Annotated in this window: 19 protein-coding genes; 6 read left to right on the forward strand and 13 right to left on the reverse strand. The window is 53.1% G+C overall.

What is annotated here, in order from left to right; translation table 11 throughout:
- Positions 1-15: 15 nt before the first annotated feature.
- Positions 16-2,664, forward strand: a complete 2,649-nt coding sequence (locus tag ACLM45_RS08670) for a 4Fe-4S binding protein (RefSeq protein ID WP_415408810.1) — start codon at positions 16-18, stop codon at positions 2,662-2,664.
- Between the two features lie 7 nt (positions 2,665-2,671).
- Here ACLM45_RS08670 and ACLM45_RS08675 read toward each other — a convergent pair whose 3' ends face one another.
- Together ACLM45_RS08675 and ACLM45_RS08680 are read right to left on the reverse strand one after the other, a co-directional pair.
- Complete coding sequence (locus ACLM45_RS08675) at positions 2,672-4,126, reverse strand: sodium:solute symporter family transporter (RefSeq protein ID WP_415408811.1); 1,455 nt, start codon at positions 4,124-4,126, stop codon at positions 2,672-2,674.
- A gap of 347 nt (positions 4,127-4,473) precedes the next feature.
- A complete protein-coding gene (locus tag ACLM45_RS08680; protein ID WP_415408812.1) occupies positions 4,474-5,385 on the reverse strand; it encodes a hypothetical protein in 912 nt (303 codons plus the stop codon).
- 176 nt (positions 5,386-5,561) lie between these two features.
- On the opposite strand from ACLM45_RS08680, the gene ACLM45_RS08685 reads away from it, so the two are divergent.
- Entirely contained in the window at positions 5,562-6,554 is a 993-nt protein-coding gene (locus ACLM45_RS08685; RefSeq protein ID WP_415408813.1) for a hypothetical protein, read from the forward strand.
- A gap of 10 nt (positions 6,555-6,564) precedes the next feature.
- Here the strand turns inward: ACLM45_RS08685 and ACLM45_RS08690 are convergent, their stop codons facing one another.
- Positions 6,565-7,584, reverse strand: a complete 1,020-nt coding sequence (locus ACLM45_RS08690) for a glycosyltransferase family 2 protein (RefSeq protein ID WP_415411392.1) — start codon at positions 7,582-7,584, stop codon at positions 6,565-6,567.
- 293 nt (positions 7,585-7,877) lie between these two features.
- Here ACLM45_RS08690 and ACLM45_RS08695 point away from each other — a divergent pair, with 293 nt between their 5' ends.
- Entirely contained in the window at positions 7,878-8,825 is a 948-nt protein-coding gene (locus ACLM45_RS08695; RefSeq protein WP_415408814.1) for a carbohydrate kinase family protein, read from the forward strand.
- On the opposite strand, the gene ACLM45_RS08700 is transcribed toward ACLM45_RS08695, so the two are convergent.
- Genes ACLM45_RS08700 through ACLM45_RS08720 form a run of 5 tightly spaced genes read right to left on the reverse strand, consistent with a single transcriptional unit; the run spans position 8,806 to position 11,619 of the window.
- Positions 8,806-8,943 (reverse strand): hypothetical protein, encoded by a 138-nt coding sequence (locus ACLM45_RS08700; RefSeq protein WP_415408815.1) that lies wholly within the window; start codon positions 8,941-8,943, stop codon positions 8,806-8,808. The two genes, ACLM45_RS08695 and ACLM45_RS08700, sit on opposite strands and share 20 nt — an antisense overlap.
- Positions 8,944-8,996: 53 nt before the next feature.
- A complete protein-coding gene (locus ACLM45_RS08705) occupies positions 8,997-10,025 on the reverse strand; it encodes a carbohydrate kinase family protein (protein ID WP_415408816.1) in 1,029 nt (342 codons plus the stop codon).
- Positions 10,026-10,061: 36 nt separating this feature from the next.
- Positions 10,062-11,249 (reverse strand): 8-oxo-dGTP diphosphatase MutT, encoded by a 1,188-nt coding sequence (gene mutT, locus ACLM45_RS08710; protein WP_415408817.1) that lies wholly within the window; start codon positions 11,247-11,249, stop codon positions 10,062-10,064.
- Positions 11,249-11,422 (reverse strand): hypothetical protein, encoded by a 174-nt coding sequence (locus tag ACLM45_RS08715; protein ID WP_415408818.1) that lies wholly within the window; start codon positions 11,420-11,422, stop codon positions 11,249-11,251. Before ACLM45_RS08715 ends, mutT begins: the two co-directional genes overlap by 1 nt.
- Complete coding sequence (locus ACLM45_RS08720) at positions 11,404-11,619, reverse strand: recombinase family protein (RefSeq protein WP_415408819.1); 216 nt, start codon at positions 11,617-11,619, stop codon at positions 11,404-11,406. Before ACLM45_RS08720 ends, ACLM45_RS08715 begins: the two co-directional genes overlap by 19 nt.
- Before the next feature lie 1,048 nt (positions 11,620-12,667).
- On the opposite strand from ACLM45_RS08720, the gene ACLM45_RS08725 reads away from it, so the two are divergent.
- Positions 12,668-13,342, forward strand: a complete 675-nt coding sequence (locus tag ACLM45_RS08725; protein ID WP_415408820.1) for a sulfotransferase family 2 domain-containing protein — start codon at positions 12,668-12,670, stop codon at positions 13,340-13,342.
- A 1,599-nt stretch (positions 13,343-14,941) separates the two neighbouring features.
- On the opposite strand, the gene ACLM45_RS08730 is transcribed toward ACLM45_RS08725, so the two are convergent.
- Complete coding sequence (locus ACLM45_RS08730; RefSeq protein ID WP_415408821.1) at positions 14,942-16,237, reverse strand: glycosyltransferase; 1,296 nt, start codon at positions 16,235-16,237, stop codon at positions 14,942-14,944.
- Positions 16,238-16,252: 15 nt separating this feature from the next.
- Here ACLM45_RS08730 and ACLM45_RS08735 point away from each other — a divergent pair, with 15 nt between their 5' ends.
- Entirely contained in the window at positions 16,253-16,912 is a 660-nt protein-coding gene (locus tag ACLM45_RS08735; RefSeq protein ID WP_415408822.1) for an EF-hand domain-containing protein, read from the forward strand.
- A 13-nt stretch (positions 16,913-16,925) separates the two neighbouring features.
- On the opposite strand, the gene ACLM45_RS08740 is transcribed toward ACLM45_RS08735, so the two are convergent.
- On the reverse strand, positions 16,926-18,119 hold the full coding sequence (locus ACLM45_RS08740) for a substrate-binding periplasmic protein (RefSeq protein ID WP_415408823.1): 1,194 nt from the start codon (positions 18,117-18,119) through the stop codon (positions 16,926-16,928).
- Positions 18,120-18,418: 299 nt separating this feature from the next.
- Between ACLM45_RS08740 and ACLM45_RS08745 the strand changes: the two genes are divergently transcribed.
- The gene (locus ACLM45_RS08745; protein WP_415408824.1) at positions 18,419-18,835 is read left to right on the forward strand and encodes a lipocalin-like domain-containing protein; all 417 of its coding nucleotides are present in this window, start codon (positions 18,419-18,421) and stop codon (positions 18,833-18,835) included.
- Here ACLM45_RS08745 and ACLM45_RS08750 read toward each other — a convergent pair.
- From ACLM45_RS08750 to ACLM45_RS08760, 3 genes are all read right to left on the reverse strand, one after another.
- Positions 18,832-19,959 carry a DUF819 family protein gene (locus ACLM45_RS08750; protein WP_415408825.1) on the reverse strand — a complete coding sequence of 376 codons (1,128 nt, stop codon included), beginning with the start codon at positions 19,957-19,959 and terminating at the stop codon, positions 18,832-18,834. The genes ACLM45_RS08745 and ACLM45_RS08750 overlap by 4 nt on opposite strands.
- A 63-nt stretch (positions 19,960-20,022) precedes the next feature.
- Positions 20,023-20,166: a hypothetical protein gene (locus ACLM45_RS08755; protein ID WP_415408826.1), complete on the reverse strand. Its 144-nt coding sequence runs from the start codon at positions 20,164-20,166 to the stop codon at positions 20,023-20,025.
- Between the two features lie 234 nt (positions 20,167-20,400).
- Positions 20,401-20,628 (reverse strand): DUF2811 domain-containing protein, encoded by a 228-nt coding sequence (locus ACLM45_RS08760; RefSeq protein ID WP_415408827.1) that lies wholly within the window; start codon positions 20,626-20,628, stop codon positions 20,401-20,403.
- Between the last annotated feature and the right edge of the window lie 350 nt (positions 20,629-20,978).

Below are 20,978 nucleotides of genomic sequence, written 5' to 3' on the forward strand. Positions count from 1 at the left end.
AGTTGTCCAAAAAATATGCCCCCTGAAGCTCTTGATGAAAAGCGCGTACATGGTCTGCGCTGGTTGTTACTGACTGGATGGCTGGGTTTGCTGTTGATGATGGTGCTTCCCACTGGCTATGTGGCACGCCCTGCGATTTGCAGCGACCTCAGCATCTGCAGCGACAGCGTTGCCAATGACATTTTCTGGAATATCGGCCTGCCTGCCGTGTTGCTCTGCGTGGTGTTCAGCCACGCCCTTTGGCGTCGACTTTGCCCACTGTCCTTCGTCTCTCAGCTGGCCAAAGCCCTTGGGATTCAGCGCACCGTCACCGATCAGCGCGGCAAAAAAAGGCTGGTCTTCGTTGACGAATCATCCTGGCTTGGCCGCCATCACATCCAGTTGCAGTGGAGCCTGCTGATCGCCGGTCTGAGCATGCGCATCCTCATCGCCAACAGCAATGGCATCGTCCTTGCCGTGATGAGCGGAGCTGTGCTTCTCGGTGCCCTCGTCACTGGATGGGCTTATGCAGGTAAGTCGTGGTGCCAATACATCTGCCCCTTTGGAGTGGCACAGCAGGTGATTACCGGTCCGCGAAGCCTGCCCGGCAGCGATGCCCATCTCAACCCAACATCACGAACGACACAATCGATGTGCCGTACAAAGGCAGACGACGTTGGGCAAGCCGATGCCAGTGCCTGTGTGGCTTGCATCAAACCATGCATGGACATTGACTCTGAGCGTCATTACTGGGCCAATCTCCAAAGGAAGCGAGGCCTCAACTGGGCCTGGTATTCGTATCCAGGCTTGGTAATCAGCTTCTTTCTAATCATCGAAAGCTATGCGCCAACAGACCCATCAATCAGTTATCTCGACTACTTAAAAAGTCACCTTTATTCCTACGACAACCGTCTGGCCTCAATGGCATGGGAGTCGATTCTTCCGGATGGCTGGCCCACAGTTCCGAGGCTGATCGCCGTTCCGATCATTATTTCGGCCGCTGCCTTGATCTCCCGGCTCCTGTTTCAGCAGATCCAACAGTGGCAGGAAAACTACTTCCTGCATAACGATCTTCCAGATGCCAAAACAACCGCAATTCATCGAACCCGATTGCTGAGCACCGTCATCGCGGTGAATAGCTATTTCCTTTTCAAGGGCAGTCCGTTGCCGTTGACCGGACCACGGGGACATGCGGTCTTCAAGCTGGGAGTCATGGCGATCATGGCCATGTGGCTCTACCGGGGTTGGAACCGAAATCAGCAGCTTTATGAACGCGAAAGCACAAGTACAAGCCTGCGCAAGCAATTGACGAAACTTGGCGATCAGCTCTCCGAGTGGCTCGGAGGGCGTCGTCTCGACGATCTAACTCCCTCTGAAGTGTTCACCTTGGCGAAGGCACTGCCTGCTAACGCCAAAAGCGACAGACGAGCCATCTACAGCAACGTGTTGAAAGAGCAGCTGGAGCAGGGGCGCCTGGATCGCCGCACCGCCTTCGTAAAACTCGAAGAACTCCGACTAAGTCTTGGTCTTAGCCAAGACGAACACCGCGCGGCCATTGAAGTGCTGGAGGCAGAAAATCCAAGGCTGCAGCAACTCAGCGCAATGGATCTTGCAGGACTGAAGCTCCGCCGCAGTGCCGCCGTGGAAGAAATTGAACATCTGCTTCGCATCAGCCACTGCAGAACGATCACACCCGACTTGATCCCAGAGGCTGTCAGTCAAGAACTCGAGCGCATCCGAATCGAAAGCGGCCTCGACAACGAGAGCTGGCAGGAAACGATCCTTGAGTTCTCCCCTGACTCAATCCGTAGTGAACGAGAGCTGGATCAGCTTTACCAAGCCATTGAGGGCCATCTCAGCGAACGCTGGGTTCTTCGCCAAAAAACGAAGAACAGTCCCTTTTTACTTCCGTTGCTCCTCAGCATTGACAACCACATTGCGAGGCTGATGCCGCCCTTGGTCGAGCTTCAGCAACGCTTCCTCAATGCCAAGTCTCTGGAGTGGCCCAAAGAGGATCAACTCAACCTGCTGGCCTCGATCCCAGACACCGTCTACACCTTCCTCAGCAGTGAAGACAACACGACCCTTGCACTCAGTCATTGGTTAAAACAACGACCACAGGCCACTCTCAATTTTCAAAACCTTCCCTCGCCTGAAGGAGTGCTCGAAAGCGTTGCCAAGTCATCGTTTGATCCCTCAACGCGGCGTTGGGCCACCGCAGTGCGCCTTGGACAAACTCCCGACGAGAATGAAGAACTGACCCGATTGGCGAAACGACCAGCGGGACAAAAACTCCTGAGTCTTCTGGAGCCAAGAACACTGAGCAGACTGCCCACACTCAGTTCGATTCAGGCCTGGAAACAAGGCGAAGAAATCACACTTTCAGAAGACGGCGTCTTTATTTTGCTCAGCGGTGGTTGTGAACTCAATAACCAAACAGTGCTTTTAGCACCAACAACCAACGACTCACCCCTGAGATTTCTCGGATTGCTGGATTACCTAGGTGGTTCAGGTACCAGTGGTGGCCGTGACAATATTCACGCCTGTGAGCTTGGCCTTGTGGCCTTAACCTTTCATGGCTCAGACTTTCGAGAACTGCTTGATGTCGCCCCTGTGCTTGAGGCTGAACTGACCCGACAACTGGCCTGGGCCTGCAGTCCTAAAAAAACGCTTCAACTTCACTAAGATCCGATCAGATTTCAGCAGAACTTACAGAGCGGGTGATTATGTAATCCACTCCTAAAATCATGCATGCCACAACAAGTGCTGGGATTAGAGGAAGGAAACCTCCTTGTATCGATTCAGGAATTAAGCCTGTTGCAAGCCCCAACAGAATCAATTCCCCCGAAATCACCGACGCGATGGCAGCGAAGGTGGACCATCGCAAGCCATAAACAGCACCCACAAGCATCGGGAACAGCACTGCGAGACCTGAAAAGGCATGGGTTGCCAGCGACAGAATCGCCTCTGGCGGACGCAGAGCGATCGCCAGACCAGCAACAGCAAGGCCAATCACCACAAGCTGGCCGACACGCACCTGCTCCTGCAATGAAGCTTGCGAACGCCAATACCTTTTGTATAGGTCGCGCGTGAGCATCGATGAGAGTGCCAACAACTGCGAGTCCAGGGTGGACATAAACGCAGCCAAGGCGCCCACCATCACCAGTCCTGTCAACCACTCCGGGCTGTAACGACCCAACATCAAGGGCATGATCTGATCGGAAGCGCGACCCACAAGATCAGGAAAAGCAAGATGCCCCCACATCCCGATCATCACAGGACAAATGAACAACACTCCCGCCACGACGGGGTAAAGCACCATCGATTGCTTCAGCGAGCGGTCATCGCCAGCAGCGAAAAAACGCATCTGCATCTGCGGAAACATCGGCACACACAAAGGCCAAAGCAGCAGGTAGCTCACCATCACGCGGGACCTCAAAAAATCATTGCGTCCAGCAGCGCTAAACAGATCAGGAAGCTTTTGCAAAAGCGTGCGATTTGCAGCTTGAACTCCACCCACACCGTTGGAAATTGCCACAAAAGCCATGAGCATCAGTGAAAACATCAAGACGCCTTGAAGCACATCAGTCCGCGCTACAGCTCGCATTCCGCCGCCCACGACATAGAGCACAATCACGACCGTCAGCAGCACGGCTCCCACTTCGAAAGGCACGACGCCTCCAGTAAGACTCTCCAGCAAATAACCGGCACCCAGTGGTTGGAGAGCTAGATAGGGAAGGGTGAACAACACCATCACCACAAGCACCAACAGGCGCACTCCCTCCCCCGGCAAGAGATGGCCAATCAATTCGGAAGGAGTAATCAGGCCATGTTGAGCGCTGAGTTTGCGGAGCCGACAGCCAAGACTGCCAAAGCTCAAAGCCGCGAAACTTGTCCCAAAAGCCATCATTGGGTAATACGCGATCCCGATGCGATACCCCGCGCCGGCAAAACCAAGAAAAAAGAAAGCACTGAAATTCGTGGCGATCAGCGTAAAAAACAACACACCAGCACGCAGACGGCGATCGGCCAAAAAATAGGAGTCGGCGCTGTTGGTTTGGCCTCCAAGACTCTGAGCACCAAGCCAGAGCAATGCAAGGAGATACACAGCAAGAGCGATCAGCGCGGAGATCAGGGTGATGCTCATGGGCGGACGATCCAGGCAGCGATCATGGTGAGTACTGCCGGCAGAACGATGAACATCCGCACCGAAGCCGGCACGCCGGCCCAAGACAGCACAGTTGATAGTAATCAATTGTCTTCCTCCGAGACAGCTTCAAAGTGCACATCTTGCAGTTATTGATCAATTTTTCGCCGACAGCGGCAGGCCTGGATACAGCAACGGAGTTTTTATGCACAGGCATGATTGATTGACTCAATACCTACGCCATCAAGATCATCAGTTTATTGCTTCCCCACCAAGGCTATTCACGTCATACTGACAGCCTTTGCACCGCACTTATTTCGCAGCGATGATCCATTGATTTCGCAGCATTACTGCGAAAGTCGGGGCCTTTCATTTTCATTGATCTCAACCGAATCATCGAGCTTGGACCACTTGGAACAGTAGCCTCGAAAGGACGGATGTCCGTGCTCGATCCAGAGAAAATCACGATCCTTCCAAGCTGGTTTCAACACCAAATACCGACGCAAAACCGTCAGCGTTGCCGCTGTTTCCAGTGGACCAATAAATCCATGCACAGGTTGCTCCAGCGTTGCCAATTGTTTTGCTTGTACTCCACTGATACAAAAGAGTCCCGAATGTGGATTGTCAGATTGATCAAAAATGACGCCTCGGCCTTTAAATGTCCCTTGGGCAGCATTACATTTCGGTGTATAAAATCGCTCGATAAACTCTTTTTTTAATGGTCCATCTACGAGTAGTCGTTGCCCATTTCCATTGGGAACCCATTCTGTGCGGTGCGGCATTAGCACAGCTCTATGTTCGCTTTCTTTGATGAACCAGATTTGCTTATCCAAAAATTCGCTGTCGCGAATGATCAGGTCATCTTCCATGTACAGGCAGAGGTCATAGGCATGTCCGTTCTCAATGAGATGATCTCGGGCTTTTAGGGGTAGGTGGCGACTATTGGCAAGCTCGAATGTATGCACGTTGATGCCCTCTTTGTATATGTTCAGGACGGAGTTGATCATATTGATCCCGTCCGTAAACACATGAATCTCGAGAGTGACTTCACGACGTTCAGATAACGAGCCTGCACTCTGTAGCCCCTCGGCACTTATATTTAAGATCAAGTCGTCTGCATTCTTTTGCATCGCAAGCAAGCTGTTGAAGCATTGGAACAGTGCAATGCTTCGTGCTTGGCGCTGGCCCCGTCGGTCTGATCCATAGGTTGCTTGGTCAACTTCTTTGAAGTAGTGCGGAAGAGCGATAAGGACATTCATAAATTAATAATTAAAGAAACAATTCTCAGCTGCTTTTAACTCTAATAGTCAAGCACAGCGCTCGTCATGTGTATGTTGTCAACAGCCATTCTTTAATATTAGCCGAGATTGCCTCAATTCACAAAAGAAACTACCTTGCTATTGTGAGCTAAGGCACTAATCGTAGCAACCCAACAATGAAGCCACTTGTCGTATTTTTATTAACCGAATATCCACAGCTCTCTCAAACCTACAAAGAGAACGAAGCCAGAGCTCTCATGCCATATTGTGAGGTCAAAATCATAAGTCTTGCTAGTCACGACACTCCCTACCAAGATCACCTGCCATTTGAGCATGCGAAAAGCAAACAAGAAGCATTACGAATATGTCAAAAACTTAAACCACATATCATTCATAGCCACTACTTGCACCTAACCCACCTCGCACACCAAGCCGCTTTATTGTGTGGCTGCAAATACAGTGTCAGAACACACTCATTTGATGTGATCGGGAAGCACATCGACTACCTTTCACAGTACAAAGATGCCATCAATTCAGACCGATGCTGTGGAATCATTTGCTTCCCATTTCTGAAAAAAAAATTCGTGGACGCCGGGATAAAAAGCCATAAAATATTTACCTCCTACCCAGTTGTCGATGTCAAACGATTTGCCAATAGAGGCGAAAACGGACAAAGCATTATGAATGTGGGCGCAGCCACACCCAAGAAGAACATGCAAGAATTCTTCCTCATTGCCGACAAAAATCCGAGAATGACTTTCAATCTCTACGCGGTAGGATATAATATTGAAGAATTAAAGCAACAAAATAATTCAATCCGAAACAAAGTTAACATCAAGAAATGCGTCGAGCCCTGGCTGATGGCAAGGGAGTACAAACAACATCATTGGCTTTTGTATACAGCATGCCCTTATCTCAAAAATGTTGGCTGGCCAATGGCCATTGCGGAAGCGCAAGCTTCCGGACTTGGAATCCTAATGCGCAACATTCGACCAGACTTGAAGGACTATATTGGCGGTGCTGGCTTTCTTTACAATACTCCAGACGAAGCAAGCAAAATTTTGCGAAATAAATATCCGGAAGACATGCGCGAAGAGGGATTCAAGCTCGCTGAAAGGTCTAGCCTCAACACACATTTGCAATTGCTGCAAACAATATGGTCGCAATAGAAAGCAACCACTAATTATTGATTAACAGTCGGGCTTCGACCAAAGTATCAGGCCCTTCATAAACACACGTTCGACGATCACCCGTCAAACAATAATCAGGAAATTTCTGTAGAGCCAAATGTATTAATTTGTACTCCATAGAATTACGATAATATTGAGACTGCTGAATAGCGTCAACAACTTTGTGTATAAAGCCAGGAAAAAACTTGAAATGCACTAAAGCCAATCCTTGTGGAATGGAGGGAGGACGGGTCGCCTCATGTTTCATAATTCTTTTCACACCTTGACCGTGCTTCAGCAAAGGCACTTTCCACATTTTAGGTGGCTGATAGCGATAGCCCGCCGATACAATTTGCTCAAAATGCTCTGGATACTGGCTTTGAACTTTTTCAAAGAGTCTTTGTCTAATTCCTGCGTAGATAGGTTTTGGACTTTGCTGATCAGGAGACCATTCATAGTAAGGACCACAGTCAAAATATTGACATGCAGAAAAAGGATCGACACTAGAATCCAAATGATCCAATTGAGCTAAAGTTTCCGAATAAAACTCAATCATTGGAGCACCAACATGAACAACATCCAATCCATCGAGATAGTGGCAATAGTGGTCTAATGTTAAAAACCGACCAGGGAGCACTGCAAACTCATCAACATCAACAGATAATGTCCATTTTTTAGAAAAAAGCTTTTCGGTAAGCATGTCATTCAGCAAATGATGCCAACGGAAAAGCGCTCCATTGGAGTATTTGCCCATGACAGTCCCAAAGGACATTTTTGAGGTGAACGCCGTTACATCTGGCTGATTAATGACGTATTGATAGAGGTCCTCACTTGGACGATCTAAATAAAATATGAATCGTGAGGCCCCTAATTTTCGGTAATGCTTCAAAAAGTGGGGCACGAAATAAGGTTCATTTCCCACCACCGAAAATACTTTGCAGTCTTCTCCCTTCAAGGACTTCAACGTGCCACAGAGCAGTTCAATGGGAACTTGTCCCCGTGGGGTGGTGACGGTGAATGCGTATGGCACGTCCAAGTCCAATCAGGAGCGATCATGGTCGGGCCTGAAGGAACCGTCCACAGGCACGTTAATGTCATCGGCCGGATTGATGTCCGCGATGGCGTAACCATGAGTTGAAACGTCCTGAGAAACGTGGAGGTGAAACTTTGCGTAGTCTCCGAAATTTCTGGCTTGCGTGAAGCGAACGAGGGCGCGTATCCCGCTCAAACAGGGCAGCACAGCATGTCGTTGTGCCAGCAGCCCAGTAGCTGATACAAGTGAACAAAGTGTCAGGATCCACCGTGCTGTGATCACCCCCGCACGTGGATTGCCTCTGCCTCGGCCTGCTGTGTGCTGATTTGGTCTGTCATCCGGTTCCGGCGCTGCCCAACCAGGGGCAACTGATGGAAACAGAACGCATGGAGCTCAGCCTGGGGGGCTGCGCCGCCAACACCGCCTTCGATCTATCCAAGCTGGGCGTGAACACGGGGATCAGCGGCTGCGTCGGCAACGACGTGCTGGCTGACTTCATCGTTCAAACCCTGAATGCTGCAGGGGTGGACACGCGCGGTGTGGTGCGCTCAAACGAGGAGGCCACCGCCTCCACCGCGGTGATCAACGTGACCGATCAGGACCGGCGCTTCATCTCCTATGCCGGCGCCAACAAAGCGATGACCGCCGCATTGATCCCAGACGGACTGCTGGAAGCGGTCTCCGTGCTCTATATCGGCGGATTTCTGATGCTGGATGGCCTCGAAAGCGAAGCCATGCTCCAGCGCCTGGCCCAGGCAAGGGAAGCAGGAACCCGCATTCTTCTCGATGTGGTGCAGGTGGGCGATGCCAATGCCATGGAGCGCCTGCAACGGTTTCTTCCTTTCACCGATGTGTTTCTTCCCAATAACGACGAAGCCGCCCTGCTCACAGGCTTCAGCAATCCCTGGGAGCAAGCCGAAGCCTTCCGCTCCGCCGGCGCACGAACCGTTGTGATCACCGAAGGAGATCGGGGCGCCCATCTGCTGAATGATCAGCTGAAGCTGCGTGCCAGTGCGTATGCCACCGATTTCCAGGGAGGCACCGGCGCCGGAGATGCCTTCGACGCCGGCTTCATCGCCGCTCTGCTTCAGGGCCATGATCTCCCCACCTGCCTGCGCTGGGGCAGCGCCCTCGGAGCCAGTTGTGTACGCAGCACATCAGCCACCGGCAGCGTGTTCAATCGGGAGGAAGCCCTGCAGTTCATGGGGAGCCACGCGATCACGGTTGAATCCTGCTGATCTGGCAGAACAACGGATTGAGTGCTGGATAAAGCTGCTGATAGAACACATGTCTGGCCTGCAAGCCTGGCTCCTCAGGTCCCGGCAACAGTGGTGCTACGTAAGCCGTGGCATCCACCACCAGCCCTTTCGTGGAACTTGTGCCCAGATCAATGCCAAGAACCGCCGTCGCTACACCTGCTCCAGAAACTCCAGCACCCGGGACGGCAGCGGCTGGGGATCAATGCCACCGGCACCGGTACAAACCAGAGCACCGCAGGCGGCGGCGTAGCGCACCACCTCCTTCACCGCGGCATTATCCAGCTGATGGGGTTGACCTGTCCCCGGCGCCAGGCACACCAATTGATGCAGCAGGCCGGCGGTGAACGCATCACCCGCACCGGTGGTGTCCACCACCTGTGGCGGCGCCAGAACCGACATCGAGCCGCACTGTCCGGCGATGCACCACTGCACGGGTTCACCACCATCAGTGACGACCACATCCGGGTGCCGAGGCAGGGCCGAACTGATCTGATCCGGCGTGTTGGTGTGGAACAGCCACTCGGCCTCTTCCCGGGCCAACTTGAGCAGATCGGCCTGCTGCACCAGAGGCTGCATCAGAGCGAGGGCCTGGGCATCGGGTCCAGCCGCGGGATCGGCGCCAGGGTCCCAGAAGGTGGGTCGCCAGTTCACATCGAGGGCCACCCGCACGCCATCCCGCTGCGCCTGAGCCAAAAGCGATCGCAACGCCGCCGCCGATGCAGCGCTGGCCAGTGGAATGGTCCCGATCAGCAGCCAGCGGGCTGCTTTCGCCAAAGACGACCAGTGCGGATCCAACACGGCCTGATCCAAAGCCTGGTCGGCGAAGCCGGCACCACGATCGCCTGCGAATCCTTGAAACACCCTTTCACCACTGGCGTCGCGTCGCACCAGCACCACCCGTGACGGCCGCTGATCGTCGTGCTGCAAACCGCGCAGATCCACCCCTCGATCATTCAATAACTCCAGAAAGCTGTCACCGATCGCATCACGACCCAACCGTCCGATGAAGGCCACAGGCGTCCCCAAACGAGCCAAGGCACAGGCCACATTGGCCGGAGCACCACCGAGGCGATCGTCGCAATCACTAGGCGCAGCGGTGTCCGGATCGCCCCCCAGAGGACCAAGCCGATCCACCAAGGCCTCTCCAACGCAAAGAACCTGAGGAGGCGAGCTCACCATCAAACATCCTGCAGATCTCTGCAGGATGGCCATGGCTCATGTTGCTGCCAATTCTTTGAAATGCCCATGCAGCGCCTCAATGATGCAGGCATTGGCTGCTGGAAAGGGGTACTTGCCGAGCTCTTCGGGCTTCACCCAGAGCACCTGCTGACTGGCCAGAGGCTGGGGCTCACCCGACACCCAGCGGCAGAGATGCACGATGAAGCGCAACTTCTTGTGGCTGTAGGCGTGGTCAACGGTGATCAACTCTTGATCCACCGCCACCTCAATGGCCAGCTCCTCCCGCAGCTCTCGGGCAATGGTGTCCGTAATGACCTCCTCAGGCTCCTGTTTCCCCCCAGGGAATTCCCAAAGCCCACCGAGCAAACCTTCGTTGAGGCGCTGATCAATCAGCACCTCCCCCGCCTGGTTAAGCACCACACCCACACCAATCACGGAGAACGGAAGGCTACGGGGAGCGTCGGTCACGGGATAAGCCTCAGAGGTGCCGGCAGCGTAAGCAGCGCAATGGTCACTCCAAGGACAGATCCCACAACTGGGATTGCGGGGCGTGCAAAGCGTTGCCCCCAGATCCATCAAGGCCTGATTGCAGTCACGGGCGCGGCCAGGTGCAGCTGCAATCAACGCCTCACTCCAGAGCCAAAACTGCGCCTGAGCCCGCATCGGTGGCATGGAATGGGCTTGCAGCCGAGCCAGCACACGCCGCACATTGCCATCCAGAATCGCCATAGGAGTGTTGAAAGCCGACGAGAGGATGCCGCCAGCGGTGCTGCGGCCAATCCCCGGCAAGGCCAACCAGCTGTCGAGTGCTCGCGGCCAACCACTGGGGTCAGCACCGCTTGCTCCCATCGCCACGAGCATCCCAGCGGCAGCGTTCAATCGTCGGGCTCGGGAGTAGTACCCAAGCCCCTGCCAGCGCAGGAGCACATCCTGCTCATCCGCCTCGGCCAGAGTGTCGAGCTGGGGAAACCGCTCCATCCAGCGAGTCCAGTAAGGAAGCACCACCTGCAGCTGGGTCTGCTGCAGCATCACCTCAGCCACCAGAACGCCGTAAGGATCCAAGGGCTGCGACGGTTCGGGCCACCTGACGTCCTTGGTGAACATCCACGGCTTCAGCGCAGGGTCCTTGCGGCCATGCACCTCCCACCAGGCCAACAAAGACTTGCTGAGTTCAGGCGCTATCGCATTGAGGTCGCAATACTCAGCCTCTCTACGTTGCCCCATCAGGCAGCAACCCAAGCCTGATCACTGACCAGAAACTTTCCCGATAAGCCGAAGCGCTGGAGGATCCGACCGATCTGTGCCGGAGCGAGAGGACGACGTCCTGTACTGCTGAACTTGCCGACAACTGCGCGCGCATCAGCCATGGCCCCGTAACTCAAACCAGCACGCACCATTGGCTCAAGGACTCCACACAAACCGTCAGTCTCAGCAATGGACTTCTGCTTAAGCTCCGAAGCCTTCTCAGCAGCACCTTCCCGAAACCCCCAAGACAAACTCCTCTGGCCTTTGCAGCCGCCAAGACTTCCTTAGTGCGCTCGCTGAGCCAACGTGTTTCAAACTCAGCAACATTGGCCATCATCGTGAGCACCATCCGACCAGCACTGGTAGTGGCAATAACTTAAAACAAGTCAATAAGCATCGAACAACTCGCAAGGTCATTGCCGAGTTGGAAGCCCGCAATAGCTTCGAGAGCTTCAACAACAGTTGGTGCCTACGTGGCCGCCGTCAAGAAGATGATTATCGCTTCCGCGCTCTAAAGGAACTTGAGCACCAAAGCGCTGCAAGAAATCGAACAGGGTGAAGCATTACTCCTAGAGAACGCTCGCTGGAAGCAGGAGAAACCTTTTGATCGAAAGCTCTACATCGTCTAGCACTAAGAACCTTGGATCTCGCCAACGAGCAACATGAAGCTAAACGACTGATTACAGGAGAGTAATTTCTTGATTTTGCAGAAGTCGATCTGAGCGAGATTTACTCAAATTTTATAAGAGTTAAAACGCAAAGATCTGAACAGAGCAACCATAATCTCGAACCACAACACAATGCTCAGAACAGTCTGGGAATAACTTCAATCCTTGGATCCATCCGGCGTGAAGTTAGTTACCTGGGCACTGGGATAGAGAGCAGCGACTTTCAGGCCCGATGAACTAAATCGACATACGCAAGATTTAGCCCTTGATTAGAAAACTAGGTCTTAATGAGCAGTGAAGACCCCAAACAAGACACGACGGCAAGATCTGGTCGATTGAATCAATCGACGTCAGCCAGAAATCACCATCATTGATCGGGTATGAAGTTGTATACCCTCGTCATGTCAGACGGTCGCCCATCTGAATCTGTCGGTCACGGTTGACACCAACTCAATCTGGGTGTCGCTTTAATATGATCCAAACCTGAAATCAAATTTTCGGGGTATTTCTTATCACCATTCGAAAAATCCAAGATTTAGCATTTAGCTTGCGCTTGATTCTGGGATTTGGGTTAAACCTTTTGGCGTAGGGCTCCGGCAGGAGCTGTGTGACCTATTTTCTGTTTTTGGATTCCCCCGCCTGCGCCCTACAGCTACAGATCGAACTCCAATATCCCCACCTGACCATAGGCTGTAATGATAAAATTATTTTTAGCTAAAGTCATGAATTTTGGTTATCAACGACAATTATAAATTTATTTTTGTACACGTCCCGAAGGTTGCAGGATCAAGCCTTACTCATGTTCTTAGGAGTCTTCCGGGAGATAATCGTTTCCTTTTGGCGAAGACTAAGCATGAAACCCTTCAAGAGTTTTGCTCCATGCATGAGTGTCGCTTTTCGGGAAAAGGTAAAGAGCCGTCTAAAGAAATCAGTAGCTATTTTAGGTTTGGATTCGTTCGAAATCCATGGTCTCGCATGTATTCGCTCTATCGATACCTTGACGAATCACGCCCCAGGAAGGAAATTGATACAATTAAAAGCTTCAAAAATTTTCTTGTTCTCAGCGAAGCAGGGGAAAAATGGATTAACAAGCTGCATTCCATGCGCTCTCAATTAGATTTCTTTGTTGATGGGAACAACACGATCAATGTTGATTTTTTAGGGCATTATGAATTTCTAAAAGAAGACTTTAATTACGTCTCTAAACTCTTGCTTTTACCGGAGTATTTATCGCTTCCCAGAAAGAATTCTTCATCTTCTTCAACGGCTAACTACATTGATTTCTATGACGATGAAATGATCTCTATCGTTCAGAGAAGGTTTGCATATGAAATAGATTTATTTGGGTATAAATTTAATTCACCTTTTCCTACCAATCGCTTTAGCGGAGCCGTGGCACCTTGAAGCTCCGGGGTGACATTTTCTTTGGCATTCGACTTGTACTGCATTTGCCGATCTTTAAATGTTCGAGACCAGCCCACACATACTTGTCGCAAGAGCTCGTCGCTGTCATACCTGCAGGCCAGGTATGTCGGAACTAAAGCAATACTGAGGTGAGAAAATATTTACTTGCTGGAGGAAGGCAAGTTGGTCCTATGTGCCCGAATAATTGCCGACAAAGAACCGCCGACATAAAAAAGTAACCCCAGCATAAGTGATCTAAAGATCAGCAACTCCTCAAGTTCCATAATTTTCTCAGGGTGCAGGGAGAGGAAGAGAAGAGTTAGCAGGGGTCGCCTTTGCGTCCTCAAATCATCGACCAATTTCTTGATTTATTTTTTCCCTAATCTTTTGATGTGAAGGAACAGCAGGAATCCTATGGGTCTCCTCTAATTCATCCGCCTCCAGTTCTCCACAGCATCAGCCCTCGAGTGAGTGATCTCTTGCTTGTTCCTATCCCCTTTACTGATTTCCAGTACGCAGACGATCACCTCTGTCTTGGAACCATTCCACTCTGATTCGTGGGGGAGTTCTTCTTCCCAAAGACAAAAGAACCACATGGGGTTCAAGCAGACGAAGACATCAATCCAGTTCCTCTGGTTCTAGTTGTTCACTTTGGAGAATTGAAGGTCCTGGTATTGCGAGACTAATAGATCTGTTCGTGCTCCTCCTTTAAAAAGTTCCATCACCTTCTTCAACAGTCGGTCCCATTGCTTCCTGGTGAGGTATCGGACCTAGTGCTTCTAAAGGGAGGTATTCGGGGTAGAGAATCGAGAACGTCCGACTTCTTCAGTCCCATTTCACGGACCACATTGAGGGTGTTGAGCATCCCGTTAGTCCATTCGTCGGGTAAGTCCTTCGCCAGCTGTTTCCCCCCTGCTTATTCATCGCTACTCAGGAGTGAGCCTTCGATAAGTTTTAATCCGACAAGTAAGGCATGAGCTTAAAAAAATCATCTGGCTTGTATCAGTTAGCGAAAAACATGGAGGTTTTTGGATGTCTTTGGCGGTTTTTACCAGATCTTCTCCAATTGGAATGCACGGAAACGAGCGATCTCTTGGAGACCAGCAGAAGCTTCTGGGGGGAAAGATAGGCCGCAGGAACTTGCCACGCTTTTTCCGTACACTTGCCTTGCCTGTCATCATTTGATTGAACTTATTCTTGCCAGCAAACAAGAAGACAAAGCCGCCCTCATAACTCAATCATACGAAGGGCATGCTGCTCTTCAAAAGCAGTCCCCTAGGAATCCGTCGGGAACCCGTTGGGAACAGGCCCGTTGGAGTGGAGCTGAATCAGCGTCACCACCCATGACCCACGCGATACCGAGATGCTGCTGCCAGGACAAGAACTGCATCCATTTGGGAGCCTCTTGACGCCCATGTTGAAGAAACTGAGACACCCTCGACAGTGTCGTGCGCCTTCGGCACAGGGTCTTGTGGGCATAACTCACGGAGCCTCTAGACCATCTCAGAGATCTCTCTCTCAAGTTCTATAACTTTCTCCAGAGGCTGAAACATGGCATCAATCAGAACAATTTGAATTCTGCAAACCCTATGGGGTGAATTATCTGTGTGGCGTCGTGAAGTCGCGCAGAACCGTGCCGATCGCATCCACGGCTCCACTGGCCCCTCCAGCCTCTGCAGCCTCCTTGGCTAGTGCAGCCGCTGCAAGGCTGAATGATGGGTCATCGAGAACCTGGCGAACAGCCGCACGGATGGATGCCGGCTCAGGATTGGCCGTCGCCAGATCGATCGAGGCGCCGGTTCGCAGCAAACGCGCACAAACCTCGGGTTTGTCTTCACTCTCACCAGCCGTAACCATCGGGATCCCATGGGACAGCACGGCCTGCACACCCTGAAACCCGCCGTTACTCACCACCAGCGATGTTTTGGGCAGCAAGGCGGCATAAGGGATGTAGCCGGCCGCCCTGGCATTCGCAGGCAAGGGGCCCAGCGATGCGAGGCCACCATCAAGCCGCCCCGTGCAAGCCACGACCAGGACAGGCTCATCAGCCAGTGCGTCCAATGTGGGGCGCAGCAATTGGGCGGGATCATTGCTGATCGTGCCCTGCGTGACATGTACAACCGTGGCGTGGTCGAGGTCAGTCCACCACGCTGGAGGCGTGAATGCTTCATCGCTGTTCTCCAGCAAAGGGCCGGCGAACAGGACCTGCGGCGGACAGTCGGGCCTGGGGTACTCGAAGCTCCGCACCGTTCCGCTCAGCACGAGATGAGGCGACACAACATCAAACAGCCAAGGACGGACCGAAGGCAAAGACAATGCCTGCCGAGCCTGATCGGCGCGCTTGCGAAGCGATCGAAACAACACCGATCGCGTGATCCGCTGCAACAGGCGATTGCGAATCCGACCCGACCAAGAATCATCCGGAGGCAGCGCAAGCCCGAACGGCGCCAAGGCACGACTGGGCAAGGTCAGCACCGTGCAGCACAACTGAACCCAAGGTCGACCGGTCTTTTCCGCCCACCAGGCACCGGCCATCAAAAAGCTGTCGCACACCAGCAGTTCAGCGGGAGTCTCCTCATGGAGGCGGAGCAAATCCTTGCAATACCCTTCGCATGGCCCGATGAAAAAAGTGGCGAGATCGAAGCGCAACTTGTTCAGGCCATGCAGGCAGTCACGATCAGCCTGCAGGTGATCAGGCACCAGCTCGGGGCGTGAGTAATCAAAGCCCTCCTGAAAAGCGCAGTAGTCCGCACCGGTTCCCTCGACACGCTCCCGGAAGGCAGCGCCTGTCAGCCAGCGCACACGATGACCACGCCTGACGAGCTCTCTGGCAATCGGCAGCATGGGCTTCACGTGACCGAAAACCGGAACTGATAACAGCAGAATCTCAGCCACAACTGCTTGATCCAAATGCAGTCGATCCTGGCTCAGCGATTGATGCAGCGCCTGGCTGGACGAGCGCTGCCGGCCTTAATTCCAGTTGCCCTGCATGCCGTGGTCACCCCTAAAGAACATCGCAAACAGTTTTTCGTGGCGAACGAGCTGCTGGGCTCTTTCCGCCAAAACCTGAAACAACGAACCGAAAGCACTTTCTCAAGCGTTGGATTGGAACAGCCAAGAACAGAAAGAAACTACCAAATTCAACATCTTTTTAGTCAGCTCGACCGCAATCGTGATGGCAATCTTAGTCTTGAAGAACTGCGTCATGCACTGGCAATAAACGAGGCAAGCAATGGCACCCAACCACGACGGACATCAGCCCTGAATGATCAATTAGAGGCAACGATAGCTTCGATGGATCTCAATGCTGATGGACGAATCGACCACAATGAATTCAATCTACTCATCCAACGACGTCAACGACTGCGACAGGAAGAGGAGCGCTTACTGCTGTACTTAATGCCAGTAGATACCAATGGCAACGATCGTCTCGACTACGACGAACTCGACCGACTCCTGACGAGCATCGGCCAGTCACCACTCACGTCAAAAGAACAAGCATTTGTTTTCATGGGCGACAAGCAAAGCATAAGCTGGCATGATTTTGTCGATCGCCTTCTATTGAGCTAAATCGTGGAAGAGCCTAAAACGTTGAGCGATTGCTCGCAGAGCCTGGACCTGCGAGCGCTTCATTGCGAAGCTGCTGGACCAAACCGTTGCGCTTGAGCTGGCTAATCGAAAGGTTGATGCGCTTCACCGTTTCAGGATTAAGCTTGGGGGACAAGGCAAATCCCTGAAGTTCTGGGCGAATGCCAGACATCGACAAAACAGGGATGATTCCGGAAGAATCCCCATGCGACTGGAGATAACGAAGTTGCAACTCATCTGCCAGCACCGCATTCACGCGACCCTCTTTGAGAGCAAACAAGGAATCACGAATTGAATCAATCGGAACACGTGAAGACTGGGACTGACGCGAAGAATCAGCCAACTGCATTCCAAGCTCTTTCAATAATTCCTCGCTGACAGTTCCAGACTTATAACCAACGCGCATCGCTGATAATTCATCAAAAGAGTTCAAACGACGACTCGCCAAACCTTGCGCTTCCTGAACCAATTCAACAGTGAGAAATCCCACCAGAACCGCACTAGAAATATTCCGAACAACATAAGCCGCCATCAATACAGCGCGACCTCTCGTCGTATCAACAATCTCCGCATCACCCTCACCAGTAAGAATAATCGTAAAGACTTTGACAAAGCGATGCAAGGGACTCTTCCCCCGAGGCTCAACCAAACTCGAGTAATCCTCAACCCACCAAACCAGTGCACTCATCACAAACAACAAAAGCATCAAAAGAGCGACCATTCGCACCAACGAAGGACTGAGCATCGCCGCAAGAAAAGCTCGACTCAAACTGAAAGGATCATTGGCGACCATGACAGCCTGACCATCCTCCTGGAAAGGCAAACTAAATTGATATTCACGAAGCCGACCAGGACTTAAATTGATACATTCAACAGCGACATCAAGTTCATTCAAGCGTGTCGCTTCCAACATCGACTGAATAGAAGACATCGGCAACAGCCTGTAATGCAGATTTTCGCGTTGCGCAACTTGCGTCCAAAGCTCAACAGCCAGTCCCTTCCAAACACCAGCTTCGCGATAACTACAAGGCTGGCTCCCCTCAACCACGCCAACCCTTAAAACACGAGGCTTTGCCAATGCAACGGCTGGAGCGCAAAAACCCCAACCAATCAACAGCAGATTAGCAATCAAGAAAAGACGCTTACAGCGCTGATTCCTTCGCAGCAAACCAGTTACTTTCCCATTCATTATCATGGCTGAAAAACTCTAAGCTGCAAAACATTCATGAACGCAGTTCTTCGCTAAAACCTCACAATCCGCGTGATCGCCTCATCAACGGGCATCACAGCGATGCACTTCCTCAGCAGTGTGAGCCCCCGTCACCATCCAAACAATGGCGAAGCAAGATCGTGGATGTCGATACCCTCCCTTCGGGATCTCAAAACTCAGCGAGGACTATCGATTGTGGGATCGACGTGCTGCGAGGGTTCGGGCCAGCCGCCGTCCTCGGTGAACATCTACAGCTTCAGAACAGGGTCCATGCGGCCATGAACCTCCCACCAGACAGCATCGTGCGATTGGGTTCAGGCGCGATCACACGGAGAGACGCCCTCCCTACCCCTGCACGCCGATGCATTGAAGCCATCCGCTCACTGACATACACCGCCCATGGGCGCATGAGTGCGGTGCTGTGCAAAGCCGGACGATCAACAAGGTCCCCCAGTGCCGGGGCCGCGCACGTTGCCGAACAAGCAGATCTCTTTCGTCATTCCTATGGCTACGCAGGGCGCTACAGCCTCACGGCTGCAGGCGTTGTCCATCACGTGGAGGTTGCTGCTGATCCGAACTGGATCGGCACAAACCAGCACCGCATCACCCACCTCGAGAATGATCAATTGACCATCACCACAACAGCCATTCCCAGCGTTGTTTCTCCAGATCCTGTGTCCTACGAGGCGATCTAGAGAAAACTTCCATCCGCCCAGGCCGCCATTGCCACCCCGAGGTAGGTCCCCAGTCCATATCCCAGGAGGCCAAGGGCCACGCCTGCCACCGCAAGATCATTCCGATGGATGGCCGTGGCCAAAGCGAGGGCAGTACTGGGGCCCCCGATCGCAGCCTGGGAAGCCACAAGCATGTCTGCAAGCGGAACGCGCCAGCGCGCTAACACCAGCACGAGGACACCATGCATGCCGACCACAATGGCGGCGTAAAGAAGAATCCAGACGCCCTCCGTCAACACCCCAGCGAGTGGCGTCCCCAAGCCCACCACAGCGAAAAACGGTTGGATCAGAAACTGACCAAATTCGCTGCAAGCACGCCGCGACTCTGCGCCTGGACCCTGGGCCAGCACGACAGCAACCGTGGTGAGCACAAGGATGGAGGGGGCCGCAAACCCAATGCCAGCCAGACCCTTGCTGAACAGATCACTCAGCCCGAGGGCGACCAGACCCCAGAGCAGTGCCGCTGGCCAGACCCACCCTGCAGGCTGCGCCGGAGAGGCTGACGGAGAGAGCGCCAACGACGGCGGCCGACCGACCGATCGCTTCAGACGATCACTGCGGCCGAACCCAACGCTCAACGCGAACCAGAGCGTGAACACAATCTGATCAGCAGCTGTCGCCAAGGCCAGCAACGCATCCGGCGGAGACAAGATGCGCCCCACCGAGACAAGGTTGAGGCTTCCACCAGAAAACGTTGCGGCATACAGGCCCATGAGCTCAGAACGCTGATCTCCAAGGGGTTGCGCCAGCGCGACCGCACCCACTAGAACACCCACCACGGTGGCCAGCACAGCAAGGCCAAAGAGGAGCAGCAAAGGCCGAGCCCGCTGAAGCAGGGACTTCAGCCTGATGGCGAGCAACAGCTCAGCGATGGCCAGCGACGTCAGTGGACCACTGACCCAGCCTGAAACCCGCGCGTCCGGTTGCCAGCCGAGCCCATTGCGGACCGCCACACCGAGCAGGAGCACCAGCATGGTGACACCCAGCCTTTGCCCCCAAACCCAACGATGCGACAAACACCAGGCCAGGGCCACGATCCCGGCGATTCCAATCAAAGACAGAAACAATGGATCGACCTGGGTCATGGCTCAGGCTGCTCCTTCCAGGTGTCAACGTGGCAGCGCGTCATCACCGACGCCATCCTCGTGTCAGCAACGAAGACCCGACCGACTCTCCCCCTGCTCGAGTGGTAAGAGTTCGCCATTGACGGCCATCTCGCGCAAGCGCTCGGCGATGCCTTCTTCCCTGCTGAGTCCAGCTCTGCAGCACTGATGGTGATCCTGGGCAGCCAAGGATTACTGGGGGTGACCATTGCTCCGCTGGAGCAACGCTGCAGAGTCTTTTCGTTCGCCTAGTCCATGTCGGTAGCGCTCTGCGGAGGAACAGCTCCATTCATCGCAACCTGGATGGTGGATCAAAGCGTTCCCTACGGAATGATTGCGCTGTATCCCCTGCCTTTTGCGGCAGCAAGCTGTTGGGCACTTTGGCAAGAAAGGACACGAACTTCATCTGAATTTTGAGTCATTTCAGCAGGAGGGTTCCACCCGATGGGAACTGGCGTCACGCCGGAACAGACCTCCCAGGTAGTGGCGAACAACCGCGCGGTCCTTGCAACCCTGTTGAAAGAGGAAGCCGGCAATGGCGGCCTGAACCAAACGGTACTGATCCCACTGGGGGTGCTCCTCGATGAACACCCCCATGGCGTGATGCAAATCCTCAGGCATTTGGTTTTCCACACTCACGTGGACAGGCATCGCATCAGGGGTCTCGCGCAACTCAGGCTTTCGCTGTCAACCCATCCATCACGCCATGGCAACCGCGGCGATGTCAAAAAAACGGAACAACTTCGACTTAGCCCCTTAGTGATTCAGCAAAGCCTGTGCACCACAGGGTTATCACGGATAAAATGTGTCTTGCGTTACAACACCTAGAGGTCGTCCAGCCCGTCGTCAAGGGGAAAAAAGCTTTTCCCCGTCAGGCAGGCCTAGGCCTCATCTGGCGGAGGATTCGCACGAACAGGCCTGTGGAAAAGCTGTGAAGAACGTTGTTGTCAGCGTGGATACAACGTCTGTTCACAGCTGCTGATCAATCACGAATCACTGAC

Origin of the sequence: Synechococcus sp. A10-1-5-9 (assembly GCF_047716785.1) — a bacterium.
Taxonomy (GTDB): Bacteria; Cyanobacteriota; Cyanobacteriia; order PCC-6307; family Cyanobiaceae; genus Synechococcus_C.